Source organism: Gemmatimonadaceae bacterium, from assembly GCA_020852815.1.
In the GTDB taxonomy this organism is placed as follows: Bacteria; Gemmatimonadota; Gemmatimonadetes; order Gemmatimonadales; family Gemmatimonadaceae; genus SCN-70-22.
In genome coordinates this window covers 63,696-79,665 of the sequence record JADZAN010000015.1, presented here as the reverse complement: position 1 = coordinate 79,665, position 15,970 = coordinate 63,696, and the positions used below count along the sequence as shown (strand labels likewise).

Genomic DNA, 15,970 nt, shown 5'->3' with positions numbered 1-15,970 from the left:
GTTGTGGGGAAACGAGGGCGTTCTCCCGTTCGTCCTACAAGCACCCGCATGTCGACAGATTCGCACCTCATTCCCGGCGCGCTTGGCGCCGACGCTCCCGCGTGCGCCGAAGCGCGGGAGATGGTCGTGCGCGCCGAGAAGGAAGAGCGTGCGGGGCACCGTGCAGTGGCGCGTTCGCTCTACGAACAGGCCATCCACTGTCGCGAGACCGGGCTCGATCCTGCCGTGGTGATCGACGCGCTGTGCGGGATTGCGCGCACCTGGCAGACGGACGGTGAATCGGACGCCGCGCTCGACGTGCTCGAGGTGGGGCAGTTCGTCGCCTCGGCCAGCGGGCCGGATGCCGCGCTGGGGCGCGCGCTCAACATCCGCGCGGTGATCTTCTGGCAGCGCGGCGACCTCGATGCCGCCGACCGCCTGTACCGCGAGGCGCACGCCTGCGGGGCGCGGGCGGGCGACATGCGGCTGACGGCGATGACGGCGCAGAACCGCGGCATCATCGCCAACGTGCGGGGCGACATCACCCGTGCCATGTCGCACTACCGTGAGTGCATTGCGGCATACCAGCGTTTGGGGATGTGGCGCGAGGTGAGCGGGGCGCTCAACAACCTCGGGATGCTGCACACCGACCTTGGCGAGTGGGACTCGGCGGCCGCCGCCTACCGTCAGGCGTCGCTCCTGGCCGAGCGCGAGGGGAACCGCGCGTCGCTCCTCGTCGTGCTGGGCAACCAGGCGGAGCTGGCCCTGGCGCAAGGGCGCATTGCCGACGCCGAGGAGGTCTGCCGCCGCGCGCTCCCCATGGCGCGGGAGATGGGGGATGCCCGCGCCGAGGCCGAGCTGCGCAAGCACCTGGGCGTCATTGCCCGCGAGCGCGACGATGCCGAGTCCGCCGAGCGCGAGTTCTCGTTAGGCTCGGCGCTGGCATCGCTGCGACAGGATGTGCTGCTGCAGGCCGAGCTGTCGCGCGAACATGCGGAACTCCTGTCGCGCCTGGGGCGCTACCGCGAGACGGTGCAGGCGCTCAACCGGGCGCACCAGCTGTTCGGGCAGCTGCGCGCGCGCCGCGCCCTGGCCGACCTCGACCGTCGGCAGACGCGCCTCGAGGTGGGCTTCCTCGATGTCGTGCGGGAATGGGGCGAGTCGATCGAATCGAAGGACGCCTACACGCAGGGACACTGCATGCGCGTCGCCGACCTGGCGTGCGCACTCGCCCGGCGCGCCGGCTTCGACGAGCGGCGCATGTTCTGGTTCCGCGTCGGGGCACTCCTGCACGACGTGGGGAAGATCGACATCCCCCCCGACATCCTCAACAAGCCGGGGCGCCTGACGGCGGAGGAATGGGCGCTGATGCGCTCGCACCCCGAGGCCGGCGTGGAGCTGCTCAAGGGGATCGACTTCCCCGAAGACGTGATCCCCATCATCCTGTCGCACCACGAGAAGTGGGACGGCACCGGATATCCCCACGGGCTGGCGCGCGAGGGGATCCCGGTAGTGGCGCGCATCCTCGGCCTGGCCGACGTGTACGATGCGCTTACCACGGCGCGCAGCTACAAGCCCGGGCTGCCGCACGCGCAGGCCATCGCGATCATCCGCGCCGACGCGGGCTCGCACTTCGATCCCGCGCTGGTGCCGCTGTTCGAGCATGTGCTGGACGAGCGCGAGTCGGCCGAGCGTGCCGCGAACGAGCGCGCCGCGAACGAGCGAGAGCCGGACGAAGCGCTCTGAGGCGCGCCCCGGGGCGTGTTGCCCGGGGCGCGGAGTCGGCGGCGTCGTGTCCGAGCGGCGCGTCGGGGACGATTGCGCGCCGCGTCAGGACACGGTCTTCACGTTCGAGGGCGGCACGAAGACCGGCGGCAGCCCCAGTTCCTGCAGCAGCGCGTTGAGCTTCTTGATCTCGCTGGCCTCGAGTTGCTGCAGGCGTTGCAACTGCACGTCAACCTTCCCTCCCAGCTCGTCGAGGATCTCGCCGTGCTGCTTGGTGGGTGCGGCGTCCTGCCCCAGCACCTGCGAGTTGAGCGACAGCATCATGTTGTAGAGCTTGATGGGGAAGTGCAGCGTCGCCTGGTCGTCGTGGTTGTACCAGTCGACCAGCTCGGTGCGTACCACCTCGAGCTGGTCGCGCACCGGCTTGGCCGCGTCCTTCACGCGTTGCGCGTACGCCTGGTCCGACGACTGCTTCACGCGCACGTCGATCTGGCCCTGCAGGTCCTCGATGCGCGCGAAGGCATCGGCGATGTCGTCGATGCGGCCGCGTACCTTCATCCCGAGATCAAAGGTGCGCTGCAGGTCGGCGGTGGTGGCCTGTATCCGCGGGTCGAGCTTGACGGTGAACGGGCGTGACAGCGTGTCCTTCCCTGCAATGAGGCGCACCGTGTATGTCCCGGGAACGACACTGGGGCCGGTTAGCGTCCCCATGTCGTTCACCACCGTCTTGATCTCCTTGGCGTTGGGATAGCGCAGGTTCCAGAAGAAGCGGTTGCTCCCCACGCGCGTGCTCACGATCGAGTCGGCGGCGAAGTAGGCGAGCGAGTCGGGGGCCGGCTTGGCGGTACTGTCCTTCTTCGTGGCGCTCGAGAATGTGCGCATCACCGCCCCGCGCGCGTCGACGAACTCGATGCTGAGCTTTTCCGTGGGAGCCTTTCCCACCCAGTAGTCGACCAGGACGCCGTCGTACGGATTCTCCCCGGACGACCCCCCGCGCCCCCCGCGGCCGCCGGCGTATCGCCAGGCGTCGCTCGGCTGGAACAGGTGCAACGCCTTGGCGGTCACCGAGTCGTGCAGCTGGCGGATGGCGCCGATGTCATCGAGCGACCAGAAGGAACGGCCATGCGTGGCGACCACCACGTCGTTGTCGTGCACGCGCAGGTCACGCACGCTCACGCGCGGCAGGTTCAGCTGCAACGTCTCCCACGCCGCGCCGTCGTTGAGCGAGACGTAGACACCGGTCTCCGTGGCGGCAAACAGGAGGCCGCGTCGCATGGGGTCCTCGCGAATGGAGCGCGCGTAGGCCCCCATCGGGATCCCGGCGTCGATGCGCGTCCAGCTCCTGCCGTAGTCGCTCGTCTTGTAGAAGTACGGACGGAAATCGTCGAGCTGGTAGCGCGTGGCCGAGAGGTAGGCGACCGCCGGGTCATGCGGCGAGGGCTCGATCCCGGTGATACGTGTGTGCTTCACCATCGCCTTGGGCGTGACTTCGCTCCACGAGGCACCGCCGTCACGCGACAGGTGCACGCGCCCGTCGTCGGAGCCGGCCCACAGGTTTCCCTTCGCCTTCGGCGACTCGGCGAAGGCGTAGATCGTCGCGTACCACTCCGTCCCCGTCATGTCCTTGTGGACGGGCCCTCCCGACGGGCCTAACGTGGCCGGGTCGGCGTACGTGAGGTCGGGCGAGATGCGTTCCCAGCTGCGCCCCTCGTTGGTCGACTTCCACACGTGCTGCGAGGTGGCGTAGAGGATGGTGGGGTCGTGCGGCGAGAGGAGGACGGGGAAGGTCCACTGGAAACGGTTGGGGACATCCTTCACCGCCCAGCCGTCGTAGTTGTTGAGCCAGACCGCGATGTCGCGCGACTCCTCGGTGCGCTTGTCGTGCCGCATCAGCATGCCCGTGTAGCAGCCGCCGTAGGTGATGTTGGGATTGCGCGGATCGACGGCGATGTGCGCGTTCTCGCACCCGGCCACCGGCCACCAGTCGCGCTCCGTGATGGCGCCATGGTCCGAGCGCGAGGCGATGGAAACGGTGCTGTTGTCCTGCTGCGCGCCGTAGAGGCGATACGGCCACTGGTTGTCGGTGATGACGTGGTAGAACTGCGATGTCGGCTGGTTCATGATCGACGACCAGCTCTTCCCGCCATCCTGCGACACGGTGGCGCCGCCGTCGTTGCCGTTGATGAGTCGGTTGGGGTCCTTGGGATCGACCCACATGATGTGCGTGTCGCCATGCGGGACGCGGACGCGCGTGAACGACTTGCCGCCGTCGATCGAGCGCCACACCTGCAGGTTCATCACGTAGACCGTGTTCTCGTTCGTGGGGTCGGCGGTGACCGCCGAGTAGTACCAGGGGCGCACCTGGAACTTCTGCTCGCCGTTGGTGCGCATCCAGGTGGCGCCGGCGTCGTCGGAGCGGAAGATCCCGCCCAGCGTGTCCTTGGCCTCCACCGAGGCAAAGAGTCGGCGCGGGTTGGCCGGCGACACCGCAATCCCGATCTTGCCTAACGGCGCCTTCGGCATTCCGGGGTTGGAGGAGAGGTCGGTCCAGGTGTCGCCGCCGTCGGTCGTCTTCCACAACCCGCTCTTGCCGCCGCCGGCCTCCATGCCCCAGGGCGAGCGCTGGAACTTCCACATCGCCGCGTAGATGATGCGCGGGTTGGACGGGTCCATCGACAGGTCGGTGGCGCCGGTGGAGTCGTCGAGGAAGAGGATCTTCTTCCACGACTTTCCGCCGTCCATCGTGCGAAAGACGCCGCGTTCCGCGTTGGGGCCAAAGGCGTGCCCGATCGCCGCGACATAGGCAACGTCGGGGTTGTTGGGATGCACGCGAATCGTCGTCACCTGGTGCGTCTCGACGAGCCCCAGATGCTGCCACGTCTCGCCGGCGTCGGTGGAGCGATAGACGCCGGTGCCGTAGGTGAGGTCCTCGCGCAGTTGCGACTCGCCAGTGCCCACGTAGATCACGTTCGGGTCGGACGGGGCGACGGTCACCGCCCCTACCGATGAAATGTCGGTCTTCCCGTCGGTGATGTTGTCCCACGACATCCCGGCGTTGGCCGTCTTCCACACGCCGCCGTTCACCGCGCCCATGTAGTAGACCAGCGGCTTGGTGGGGTCGCCGGCGACCGCGTCCACGCGCCCGCCGCGGAATGGGCCAATGAGCCGCCAGCGGAGCGACTTGAAGGCCTTGTTGGTGGCCGACGGGTCGGAGTAGATGGCGGGGTTGTAGGGCGGGGCGGCGGATGCGCTGGCGGATGCAGACGGCGTCGCGCGCGGTGCGCGCTGGGCCAACGCGACGGTCGGGGAGAGCGCGACACACATCGCCGCGCAGGCGACTAGGCGCGAGAACAGGGAGATGACGGACATCGGTTGGTCGACTGGATTCCGGTGCGCGACGTGCCGGGTACGCGCGCAGGTGAACCTTGAATGGCGAGGAGCGAGGACCGTCCTCCCCGGCGAACCGCCACATCGTGGCGGTCGGCGTATCCTCGGCAGCTACGCGATGCAACGCAAGAGCGAATCGCCGCCACCGGCGACGGTGTTTCGCACCACCTTGCGACACGACAATCCCCCCGCGGCGCGCGCCGCGAGGGGATGGTCGGTGCTTAAGACTCAGCGCCGGCTGCACAACCCGGCGCCCCACCGTCAGGGGAGCGACAACGACCGGATGAAGCGCGACATGAGCGTCCGCAGCGTGGCGGCGTCGCCCTTCGACAGCTCTCCCGATGCCTCGAGGCGGCGGATGGCCCTCTGCACGTTGTCGAGCTGGATAATGGCGGCCTGCCGCTGGCCGTTGTTGATCGTGTTGAGCGCGGCGCCCAGCATCGCGTTGAGTTGCTGGTAGCCGCCCTGGCTGATGCGCCCCATGGCGAGGTACAGCTGCAACGCCGCCTGCGTCCCCAGGATCCCGTCGGCCACCGAGAGCACGTTGACGACCATGGTGCGCGAGGCGTTGGCGTCATCATCGGCCACGCTCACGCGAACGGTGAAGGTCCCCACTGTGGCGTAGACCTGCGAGAGGGCAAACGTCTTCCCGGTGAGCGCGAGTGCGACTGGGCCGCCGCCAAGGCCGTAATCGACGGTCGCGCTCCACGGGTCGACGCCGGGATCGGTGAAGCTCCCGTTGGCGGTGTAGCGCTCGCCCGGATACAGCGCCACGCTCGCCAGCGCGGCGATGCTCGGCGCCACGTTGGCGATCGTCGCCGTTGTCGCGGTCGTGGTGCTGAGCCCGCGCGCATCGGTGACCGTGAGCTGCACGGTGTAGCTGCCGTCCTGTGCGTACGTGTGTGAGGCGCTGACGCCGGTGCCGAGGGTGCCATCGCCGAAGCTCCACGCGTAGGTGAGCGCATCGCCATCCGGGTCGGTCGAGGCGGCGCCGCTCATCGCGATGCCGCTCCCTTCCTTTGACGTGTAGGGGCCGTCGACGGCCGCAATGGGCGCCTTGGTCTTGCTCTCGACGGCGATCTCGACCTGGTCGGGGAGGAGGGCGAGGAGGTTGTATCCGCTCAGCGCCTCCACCGAGTCCACAGTCACCTCGTACGTCTGCCATGGGATGCTGCGAATGCCCGGGTCGTTCGGCATCACGACGGCGAGCACCGTGAGGTCGGATGGATCGTCGATCCCGGCCAGTCCCGTGTTGCGCGGCACGGTGACGGCAACTTTCCATGTGTAGGCCGGAATCGTGATCTTCCCCTCGCCCTTCACCGTTCCCTTGTTCCCGGAGGCGCCGGCGATGATGTAGACCTCGCGGTCGTTCACGCGTGCCTCGTCGCCGAGGAAGTTCTCGAGCGCGGCCCACGGCCCCTGGTTGTTGTCGGCGGCCTGCGGAATGATGTTCGAGAAGTAGAAGGTGCTGGCGTTGTCGAGCAGCCCCGTCGAGCGATCGAAGGAGCGCGCCAGGTGACCGCGGTCGATCCCGTAGCCGGCAAAGGTGCCGGCACCCGTGTAGTCGGCCGTGGTGTAGCGCGGCAGCGATGCGGGGAGCGCGGGGTCGAAGGTGAAGCAGTCGCAGCGATCCTGGCCACCGATGTGCGACGCGTCGAGGTCGTAGCTCACCCAGTTGGGAATGCCGCGCGCCGGATTGAAGGATGAGGTGAACTCCGCGCGCGACACGAGCAGGTCGTCGCTGGCGTCGCCGTCGAGCGGAACGCCGAACTCGGTGTTGTTCCCGTACTGCGCGGTCCCGCCGGCCGTGGCGACCTGCGTGTCGAGTGAGTACGTGGCGGTGGTGCCGTCAGCTGCCGTGGCGCGCACGATGAAGGTGCCGACGGAGAGGGCATGCACGACCCCGTTGGCGTCGACCGTGGCAATGGCGGGCGTTTCCGAGCTCCAGGTGAAGGTCGTGGGGAGTACGGTTCCCGCTCCGTCACGCAGGGTGGCGAAGAGCTGGTCCTCGAAGCCGACCGGGAGCGCTGGATCGGAGCTGGTGCGTCCGCTGAAGGTAATGCTGTTGGTGGGTGGCGGGGGCGTCTGTCCGTAGCAGGCGCCGAAAGTTGCCGCCGTCAGCTGCCAAAGGTTGGACGCCGGATGGAGCTGCAACGATTGCCCGATGGGAACGCCGACTTCGGCGGCGAGGATGTCGCGCGAGGCGATGCCGTTGGCCGCACCTGCCGTGCCGACAAAGCTCCCACCGTAGGAGAGGAACTCGACGAGCGAACCGGCTGCGTCGACCAGGGCGAAGCCGTCAGGGTTGCCGTTCTGGATGCCGTTGGACGGGTAGTTGACGACGACCACGCCACGCCCGGAACAGACGTTGGGAATCGTCCCGGAGAGCGACGCCGTGTTGTACACGCCGCCGCCATTCCCGTTGTAGAGCACGACGCTCCACCCCGTGAGATCGGTCCCGGCCGGCCCCTCCACCTCGATTGCCTCACCGACGTCCGTGCCGGCGTTGTCGTAGTGGATCTCGGAGAAGCGCACACTGGTCGGCGGCGGCGCGCCCTGCACGGTCACGGCGACGGTATCGGCCATGCCGCTGGCCTCGGTCGCAATCACCTGCGCGGTGCCAGGCGCAACGGCGGTCACGAGCCCACTCGCACTCACCGTGGCCACGGAGGTCGCACTGCTCGACCAGGTGAAGGTGGCCGTGGGGACGGTCGCGCCGCTGGAGTCGGTGGCCGTGGCGGTGAACTGCTGTGTGGCCGCGACCGCGAGCGATGCGCCGTTAGGCGAGATGGTCACGGCGGTCACCGTCGCCGGTGGCGGCGCGGTGCCGTTGTCGTTGCAGCTGCCGAAGGTGCTGGCGGCCGGTGCGCCCCAGGTGCCGTTCGGCTGGCGCTGCAGCGACTGTCCCAGCGGCTCGGTCCCCGCCTCGTTCACGCCGATATCGGTCGACGTCGCGCCGGCCGCCGCGCCGCTGGTCGCCGCGAAACTGCCTTCGTAGCTCAGGAACTCGACCAGCGCCCCCGTGTTGTCCACGAGCGCCATCCCGTCAGGGGCACCGTTCTGGATGCCGTTCACCGCGTAGGTCAGCACCACCACCCCGCGCCCGCTGCACGCGTCCACCACCACGCCACTCAGTGGCCTGGTGTCGTAGGCGGCGCCGCCATTCCCGTTGTAGAGCACCACGCTCCACCCGGTGAGGTCGGTGCCGGTCGGCGCCGAGACCTCGATGGCCTCGCCCGCATCGGTCCCGCCGTTGTCGTAGTGGATCTCGGAGATCCGCACGACTGGGTTCGCGCTGGCACCCGCGAGGAACGGGCGCTGGACGAGCAACGGGGCAAGCGGGACGTTGTCGGCGCAGGCGCCGAGGACGGTGGCCAGCACAGCAGACGCTGCTGCACGGCGGATGGAAAGGCGCATCAGTGGGGGGAGAGGAGTGGTTGCAGGAAAGAGCTTGGCTACCCAACGTCACTGGCGCAGATGATACGCGGAGACGACGCGCGCGCCAAGCAACAGTTCAGTTACGGGACAGTTGCCCGAGAGTCGCGCCTGACACGCGTGTCCGCCAAGCGCGTCTGCGCGCCGACGCCTCACCGAGCGCGACCGCAGCGCGCATATTCCGCACATGATGCGTATCGCCAAATCAGCTCCGCGGCTCCGCCTCGCGCCCGCGCCGCGCGCGTGGCTCCTGCTGGCCGCGACGATCATCGCCCTCGCACCGGCGCAGGCGCAAGTCATCTCCGTTCCCGCCACCGGCGCGGCACGCCAGGGTCCGCTGCGCTACGGGACCGGGAACTGGGAACCCGACTCGCTGGGGAACCATCGCGCCGTGGTACACGTCGAGAGCGGTGGTGAGGCGGTGTATGTGCGCATCCCGTGGCGACGGCGCGACGCCACGCCGGACAAGGTGGCCATCGTCGTCATCGACGCACGCACGCAGCTGCGCGTGCACAACGTGGCGCGCATGGAGATCAACCGCGAGTACGGCGACCTGGTCTTCCAGGCGCCGACCGTCCCGGGCGACTACCACTTCTACTATCTCCCCTATACCGGGACCTTCAAGTCCAACTATCCCAAGATCACCTATCGCACGCCGGACGACCGCCCCGACCAGGCGTGGCTGCAACGCAACGGGCTGATTCCGCAGGTGGCGCGGTCGCAGCGGTGGAAGGGGCTTCCGCAGGGGACGATGATCGGCTTCGACGCGATCAACGACTTCTCCCGTTTCACGCCGATGGAGTACATCGCCACGCGCAGCGAGCTGGATTCGCTGCGCGCGCGGTACCCATGGGCCGAGTACTTCGCCTTCGCGGAGGATCGCGCGCTCTCCATCCGGATGACCGACGACCTTCCCGCCGGGTGGATGCGCAACGCACCGTTTGCGCCCTTCATGGGGACGGCGGCGCGCGGGGAGTACTACACCTTCCAGGTGGGGGTGTGGGCGCACCGTGCGATGGTCGATTCGCTGCGATTCGAGGCATCGGCGTTCACGCGCAAGGGCGGCACGGAGGTCATCCCGGCGACGGCGCTCACTTGCTTCAATCTCGAGGGCGTGGACTGGTCCGGACGACGCTTCACCCGCCCAGTGCGCGTGCCGCGTGGCAAGGTGCAGGCGCTCTGGTTCGGCCTGCAGGTGCCGCCTAACGCGGTGCCCGGTGACTACGAGGGTGAGCTGTACCTGGGGACGAGCAACACGCGCGACCGCACCATCCGCGTCACGCTCCGCGTCACCGGCGAGAGCGTGGTCAATCGCGGCGACGACGAGCCGCAGCGCCTCACGCGCCTGCGCTGGCTCAACTCGCAGCTGGCGGCCGACGACGGCCTGGTCCCGCCGTATACGCCGATGACGGTGACCGGGACCGGCGCCACAGGAATTGCCATCGGCGTGCTGGGACGATCGCTGGTGCTGGGCGCCGACGGCTTTCCCACCGCCATACGCTCCACCTTCACCGACGGCAACCGCAGTGTAGGCGGCGCGCAGCGCGAGATCCTGGCGGCACCGTTGCGGCTGGCGGTGCTGGACGGCGCCGGCGCGCCCCTGGCATGGAACGGCCCGCCGGCCGCCATCGGCACGCGAGCCCCCGGCGCGGTGACCTGGGGCGCGACACGCACCTCGGGCGCGCTCTCCTTGCAGCTGCGGGCCCGGATGGAGTTCGAGGGGACGACGGAGTACGCCGTGACGTTGCGCGCCGCGCGCCGCACCCCCCTGGGCGACGTGCGCCTCGAGATCCCGATGCGCGCCGAGGCGGCGACCTACATGATGGGACTCGGGCAGAAGGGAGGGAGACGACCCGGCGACTTCCACTGGACATGGGACGTTGCCCGGAAGAACCAGGACGCGGCGTGGATCGGCGGCGTGAGTGCGGGGCTCCAGTTCACGCTCAAGGACGAGCACTACGTGCGGCCGCTCAACACGAACTTCTACCTCTCCAAGCCGCTCGTCCTCCCGCGCAGCTGGGGGAATGAGGGGAAGGGCGGGTGCGACATCACCGACGCAAAGGGAGCAATGCCGCCGCGCGTGAACGTGACGTGCTTCTCCGGCCCGCGCGTGCTCGAGGCGGGGGACTCGCTGCGCTTCGATTTCCGCCTGATGATCACCCCGTTCAAGCCGCTCGACGTCGCCGGCCAGTGGAAGACGCGCTACTTCCACGCCTTCGTCCCCGTCGACTCCATCGCCCGGCGCGCGGCCAACACGGTCAACGTGCACCACGCCAACCGCGTGAACCCCTGGATCAACTATCCCTTCCTCGAGCCGGCGCAGATGAAGGCCTACATCGACTCTGCGCACGCGAGGGGGATGAAGGTCAAGATCTACTACACCGTTCGCGAGCTCAGCAACCATGCGCCAGAACTGTTCGCGCTGCGATCGTTAGGCGATGAGGTCCTCTCCACCGGCCCGGGCGGCGGCTTTTCGTGGCTGCAGGAACACCTCGGCGCCGACTACCTCGCCGCCTGGCACGTGCCCGAGAACAAGGATGCGGCGGTGGTCAACAGCGGCGTCTCGCGCTGGCACAATTTCTACGTGGAAGGGCTCGACTGGCTGGTGAAGCACGTCGGGATCGACGGGCTGTACATCGACGACGTCGCCTTCGACCGCATCACGATGAAGCGCGTGCGAAAGGTCCTCGATCGCGGCAATCCCGGCGCGCTCATCGACCTGCATTCCGCCAACCAGTACAACCCGCGCGATGGCTTTGCATCGAGCGCCAACCTGTACCTCGAGCACTTCCCCTTCCTCAACCGCCTCTGGTTCGGCGAGTACTTCGACTACGACTCGGCGCCCGACTACTGGCTCGTCGAAGTTTCGGGGATTCCCTTCGGCCTGATGGGGGAGATGCTGGAGAAGGGGGGGAACCCGTGGCGCGGGATGACGATGGGGATGACGGCGCGACTCCCCTGGAGCGGCGACCCGGCCCCGCTGTGGAAGGTGTGGGATTCGTTCGGGATCCAGCAGTCGGCGATGATGGGATGGTGGTCGGGGCAGTCGCCCGTCGCCACCGGTGACTCGCTGGTGCTGGCGACCACCTGGCGCGCTCCCGGCAAGGCGATGGTGTCGTTAGGCTCGTGGCACGACCGCGACGTGAAGGTCACCCTGCGCATCGACTGGAAGGCGCTCGCGCTGGATCCCGCACGCACCCGACTGCGCGCCCCTGCCATCGACAACTTCCAGTCGAGTGCCACCTGGTCGCCCACCGACCCGATCACGGTGCCTGCCCGGAAGGGGCTGCTGGTGCTGCTGGAGCAGCGGTAGGGGGGTGGGGGAGGGGGAGGGGGAGGACCACACTCGGTGGCACATTTGAGGTCACATTTGGCACATTTGGGGTCAGAGTCACCGAGAATTTGGTTCGCTGACTCTGACCCCAAACGGCTCGGCGGGGCCTGCTCACCCAAGCTGGGTGTCCGAAAACGGCGAGCCGGCGGCGCACGGGGTGTTAGACTGCGGCCATGCGACTCGACCGCTCCTCCTGCTACCGCGCGCTCACGGCGCGCGACGCTCGATTCGACGGCGTCTTCTTCGTCGGGGTGACCTCGACGCGGATCTACTGCCGCCCGGTCTGCCGCGCCACGACGCCGCGTGAGCGCAACTGTCGCTTCTTCTCCAACGCGGCGGCGGCAGAGCGCGCGGGCTTCCGCCCCTGCCTCCGCTGCCGCCCCGAGCTCGCTCCGGGCAACGCGCCCGTCGACGCCGAGTCGGTGCTCGCCGATCGTGCCGCGCGCGGCATCGCCGCGGGCGCGCTCAACCGCGGCTCGGTCGAAGAGCTCGCCGCGTCACTCGGCGTCACCGGCCGTCACCTGCGGCGCGCGGTGGTGCAGCACCTCGGCGTCTCGCCGATCGACCTCGCGACCACGCACCGGCTGTTGCTTTCCAAACGCCTGCTGCAGGACACCGCGCTCCCGGTGGCCCAGGTGGCGTACGCGTCGGGGTTCGAGTCGTTGCGCCGCTTCAACGCCGCCTTCAAGGCACGCTATCGGCTGACGCCTGTCGCGCTGCGTCGTGAGGCGGTGCGGGTCAACGTCGACGGCGGCGAGCCCGCCGTTGCACCTGTCACCACCGCGGCCAACGGCGACCGCAGTGACGACGTCGTGCTCACCCTCGACTATCGGCAGCCGCTGCACTGGGAATCGCTCCTCGGCTTCCTCGAAGCGCGCGCGACGCCGAGGGCCGAGTGGGTAGACGAGGGGCGCTACGCGGCGACGGTGCGTGTCCCGGCAACGCTGGCCACGGGCGTAGCTGCGTCCAAGGCGACGCTCACCGGGCACGTGATCGTGGCCATGACCGGCGGGCCGTCGGCGCCACGCCGCGGCCGCATGCCTAACGGTGCCCCGGGCGAGGTCGTGGTGCGCATCTCGTCGTCGCTCGTTCCCGTCCTCATGCCGGTGCTGTCGCGCCTCCGCGACCTGCTCGACCTGGACGCCAATCCCGACGTCATCGCTCGGCACCTCGCGTGCGCCGGCGTCGTCGGTGAGGCCGCCGACCTGGCGGGGGTGCGCATTCCCGGGACGCTCGACGGCTTCGCGCTTGCCGTGCGAGCGATCCTCGGGCAGCAGGTGAGCGTACGCGGGGCCACGACGGTGATGGGTCGTCTCGTCGGCCGCTATGGCGAGCCGTATGACGGGGGACACCCGGCGTTGTCGCGCCTGATGCCCACGGCGGCGACGCTGGCCCGGCTGGGCACCGGCGACATTGCCTCGTTAGGGATGCCGGCGGCGCGCGCCGACGCAGTGCTGGGACTCGCCCGCGCCGTGGCGGCCGGCGACCTGCAACTTTCCCCTGGGGGCGACGCCGAGCGCACCATACGCGCCCTCACCGCGCTCCCAGGGATCGGCGACTGGACGGCGCACTACATCGCGATGCGTGCGCTGCGCTGGCCCGACGCCTTCCCGGCCAACGACCTGGTGTTGCGTCGTGCGGCGGGGAACCTCACGGCGCCCCGGCTGAGGCGCCTCGCCGAGCGTTGGCGTCCGTGGCGTGCGTACGCCGCCATGCATCTGTGGCGATCGGCCGCCAGCGGCTCGCCCGCGCCTGCGAGCGGCACCTCACCAACCGTAGCGCCAACCGTTCCGCCAGTCGCAACAACGACCAGCGGCTCCACCCCACCGCTCACCGCCGCCCCGCCCACCACCACCCCGCGCCCCGCCGCCCGCCCAGCTCCCGCGCCCCCCCGCCCCCCGCGCGCCGCCCCCTGACCGATGCACTTCCCGCGCCGAGCCCACGCCGAGCCCACGCCGAGCCCACGCCGAGCCCACACCGATCCCGTCCCGACGCCGGAGCCACCCCGATGACCGCCGATCACACCGTGTACTACACGCTCATGCCGTCCCCCATCGGCGAGTTGCTCCTGACGGGCGACGGGCGCCACCTGACGGGGTTGTACATGACGCCGCACACCCACGGCCCCGTGCGCGGGGAGGGCTGGGTGCGCCGTGACGACGACTTTGCCGACGCCCGGCGCCAGCTCGACGAGTACTTCGCCGGGACGCGCCTGAGTTTCGAGATCCCGCTTGCGCCTGACGGAACCGAGTTCCAGCGACGCGTCTGGATGGCGCTGCGCGACATTCCGTACGCCCAGACCGTCTCCTACGGCGACATCGCCCGCGGGATCGGGAATCCCAAGGGGGTGCGGGCCGTGGGGCTGGCCAACGGTCGCAACCCGATCTCGATCATCGTCCCCTGCCATCGCGTGATCGGGAGCAACGGCTCGCTCACCGGCTACGGCGGCGGGCTGGAACGCAAGCAGTGGCTCCTCGAGCACGAAGCACGCCATGGAGGCCTCGCTGCAACCCCGTTAGGCGGCGCCGCCTGACCGGCGTGCACGCGCCCGGCCGGCGCGCGCTCAGCCGGCTCCCCCCGCCGGCACCACCGCTCGCTCCACCGCTTGCACCACCGCGCCGATCTCGGAGCCGTCGGTGATGTCCCACGCATAGTCATCGGGGACAAAGGGGCGGGCGATGTGGACGCGCGCCGTGCGGTAGGCCATGCGACCGTCGGCACGCCGCGAACCGCGCAGGTGCAACTCGCGCACCCGCGTGGCCTTCACGATCCCGGCGGCGTTGGCGTGTCGCACGCCACCCCCCGCCATCACGGTGATCCGGCTCCCCCCGCGCCGCACCAGGCGGGCGATCATCTCCGTCCCGTCGGTCGCCGTCGCCGCCCCACCCGAGGTGAGGACGCGGTGCACGCCTAACGCCTGCAGCGCATCGAGCGACTCGTCGAGGTCGCGCGTGGCGTCGAAGGCGCGGTGGAAGGTGAAAGGGAGGGGGTGCGCGGCCTCGATCAAGGCGCTCGTCCCGTCCTCATCGATGGTTCCGTTGGGATTGAGCGCCCCGCTCACGATGCCGTGGATATCGCACGTCTTGGCGAACTCGATATCGCGCAACATCACCTCGATCTCCGCGGCGTCGTAGAGGAAATCGCCGCCGCGCGGACGCACGATGGCAAAGACCGGGATCCCGACGCAGCGCAGCACGGCGCGCATCATTCCGCCGCTGGGCGTCGTCCCCCCCTCGACCAGGTTGGCGCACAGTTCGAGGCGGCCGGCGCCGGAGTGCTCGGCGACAATCGCGCCCTGCACCGAATCGACGCAGGCTTCGACGAGGATGCTCATGGGTCACCCGATCCTAACGAGCGAGCTGCCCCGCACGAACGAGCGCCGACGTGGCGATCATCCATTGGGCCAGGTAGTACGTTCCGAGGACGAAGGCTCGCGATCCCGTGAAGTCGGCGCGAAAGCGCACCAGCGCCAACGCCGCATCCGATGCCACGAAGAGCACGGCGCCCACTGCCGCCCACCACGCCCCGTCGTGCGCATCGAGGCGCGAACGCTCGAGCGCCTGCCACGCCATTGTCAGGATGACGAGCATGTACACGAGCACGGGGAGGCGCAATGGACCCAGGAAGGGCCAGAGGAGCGACAGGAGGACGGCACCGATCGCGACGAGCGGGAGCGCCGTCGTCAGTTGTCGCGAGAATCCACCGTCGCGCGTGAAGGCGCCGATGTAGCACAGGTGCGCCACGAGAAACGAGACGAGCCCCGCAATGAATCGATCGCGCGGCAGCATGAGAAAGACGTCGCCGGCAAGCGAGAACAGGAGCCCCATGGCCACGAGCTGGGCGTAACGATCGCCGCCGTCGCGCGCCGCCGGGAAGGCGAGAGCGATGACGAGGATCGTCGCGAGCGGCTTGAACAGGTACACCTGCGCCGGCACCGGCGCGTACTCCGCGCGCAGGAGGAGGGCGACCGTGACGAGCAGCGCGACGGAGAGGAGCTGCCAGTGGCGCACGACGAGTCGAAAGGGCGATTCGGGGGGCGAGGGCCAGTGAGGCGCAGGGCTTCCAGCGCGCACACCGGCACGCTGTGGCGGCCACAAGCTTGCGCCGGGA

The 15,970-nt window shown here is 69.3% G+C and carries 8 protein-coding genes; 4 read left to right on the top strand and 4 right to left on the bottom strand.

What is annotated here, in order from left to right:
• The first annotated feature begins 48 nt into the window (after window positions 1–48).
• Window positions 49–1,725 carry an HD domain-containing protein gene (locus IT359_08445; GenBank protein MCC6929001.1) on the top strand — a complete coding sequence of 559 codons (1,677 nt, stop codon included), beginning with the start codon at window positions 49–51 and terminating at the stop codon, window positions 1,723–1,725.
• A gap of 84 nt (window positions 1,726–1,809) precedes the next feature.
• Here the strand turns inward: IT359_08445 and IT359_08440 are convergent, their stop codons facing one another.
• Together IT359_08440 and IT359_08435 are read right to left on the bottom strand one after the other, a co-directional pair.
• Complete coding sequence (locus IT359_08440) at window positions 1,810–5,073, bottom strand: glycosyl hydrolase (GenBank protein ID MCC6929000.1); 3,264 nt, start codon at window positions 5,071–5,073, stop codon at window positions 1,810–1,812.
• 279 nt (window positions 5,074–5,352) lie between these two features.
• A complete protein-coding gene (locus IT359_08435; protein MCC6928999.1) occupies window positions 5,353–8,508 on the bottom strand; it encodes a DNA/RNA non-specific endonuclease in 3,156 nt (1,051 codons plus the stop codon).
• Window positions 8,509–8,713: 205 nt separating this feature from the next.
• Between IT359_08435 and IT359_08430 the strand changes: the two genes are divergently transcribed.
• From IT359_08430 to IT359_08420, 3 genes are all read left to right on the top strand, one after another.
• Window positions 8,714–11,839: a hypothetical protein gene (locus IT359_08430; protein ID MCC6928998.1), complete on the top strand. Its 3,126-nt coding sequence runs from the start codon at window positions 8,714–8,716 to the stop codon at window positions 11,837–11,839.
• A 194-nt stretch (window positions 11,840–12,033) separates the two neighbouring features.
• On the top strand, window positions 12,034–13,776 hold the full coding sequence (locus tag IT359_08425; protein ID MCC6928997.1) for a DNA-3-methyladenine glycosylase 2 family protein: 1,743 nt from the start codon (window positions 12,034–12,036) through the stop codon (window positions 13,774–13,776).
• Between the two features lie 92 nt (window positions 13,777–13,868).
• Entirely contained in the window at window positions 13,869–14,393 is a 525-nt protein-coding gene (locus IT359_08420; protein MCC6928996.1) for a methylated-DNA--[protein]-cysteine S-methyltransferase, read from the top strand.
• Between the two features lie 30 nt (window positions 14,394–14,423).
• Here the strand turns inward: IT359_08420 and IT359_08415 are convergent, their stop codons facing one another.
• Both IT359_08415 and IT359_08410 read right to left on the bottom strand, forming a co-directional pair.
• Complete coding sequence (locus tag IT359_08415) at window positions 14,424–15,194, bottom strand: copper homeostasis protein CutC (protein ID MCC6928995.1); 771 nt, start codon at window positions 15,192–15,194, stop codon at window positions 14,424–14,426.
• A 13-nt stretch (window positions 15,195–15,207) separates the two neighbouring features.
• Window positions 15,208–15,870 (bottom strand): lysoplasmalogenase, encoded by a 663-nt coding sequence (locus IT359_08410; GenBank protein ID MCC6928994.1) that lies wholly within the window; start codon window positions 15,868–15,870, stop codon window positions 15,208–15,210.
• Window positions 15,871–15,970 lie beyond the last annotated feature (100 nt).

What these genes read in the sequence shown, in the direction of transcription:
- IT359_08445 (MCC6929001.1), top strand. Translation starts at nt 49, where the DNA reads ATGTCGACAGATTCGCACCTCATTCCCGGCGCGCTTGGCGCCGACGCT.
- IT359_08440 (MCC6929000.1), bottom strand. Translation starts at nt 5,073, where the DNA reads ATGTCCGTCATCTCCCTGTTCTCGCGCCTAGTCGCCTGCGCGGCGATG.
- IT359_08435 (MCC6928999.1), bottom strand. Translation starts at nt 8,508, where the DNA reads ATGCGCCTTTCCATCCGCCGTGCAGCAGCGTCTGCTGTGCTGGCCACC.
- IT359_08430 (MCC6928998.1), top strand. Translation starts at nt 8,714, where the DNA reads ATGATGCGTATCGCCAAATCAGCTCCGCGGCTCCGCCTCGCGCCCGCG.
- IT359_08425 (MCC6928997.1), top strand. Translation starts at nt 12,034, where the DNA reads ATGCGACTCGACCGCTCCTCCTGCTACCGCGCGCTCACGGCGCGCGAC.
- IT359_08420 (MCC6928996.1), top strand. Translation starts at nt 13,869, where the DNA reads ATGACCGCCGATCACACCGTGTACTACACGCTCATGCCGTCCCCCATC.
- IT359_08415 (MCC6928995.1), bottom strand. Translation starts at nt 15,194, where the DNA reads ATGAGCATCCTCGTCGAAGCCTGCGTCGATTCGGTGCAGGGCGCGATT.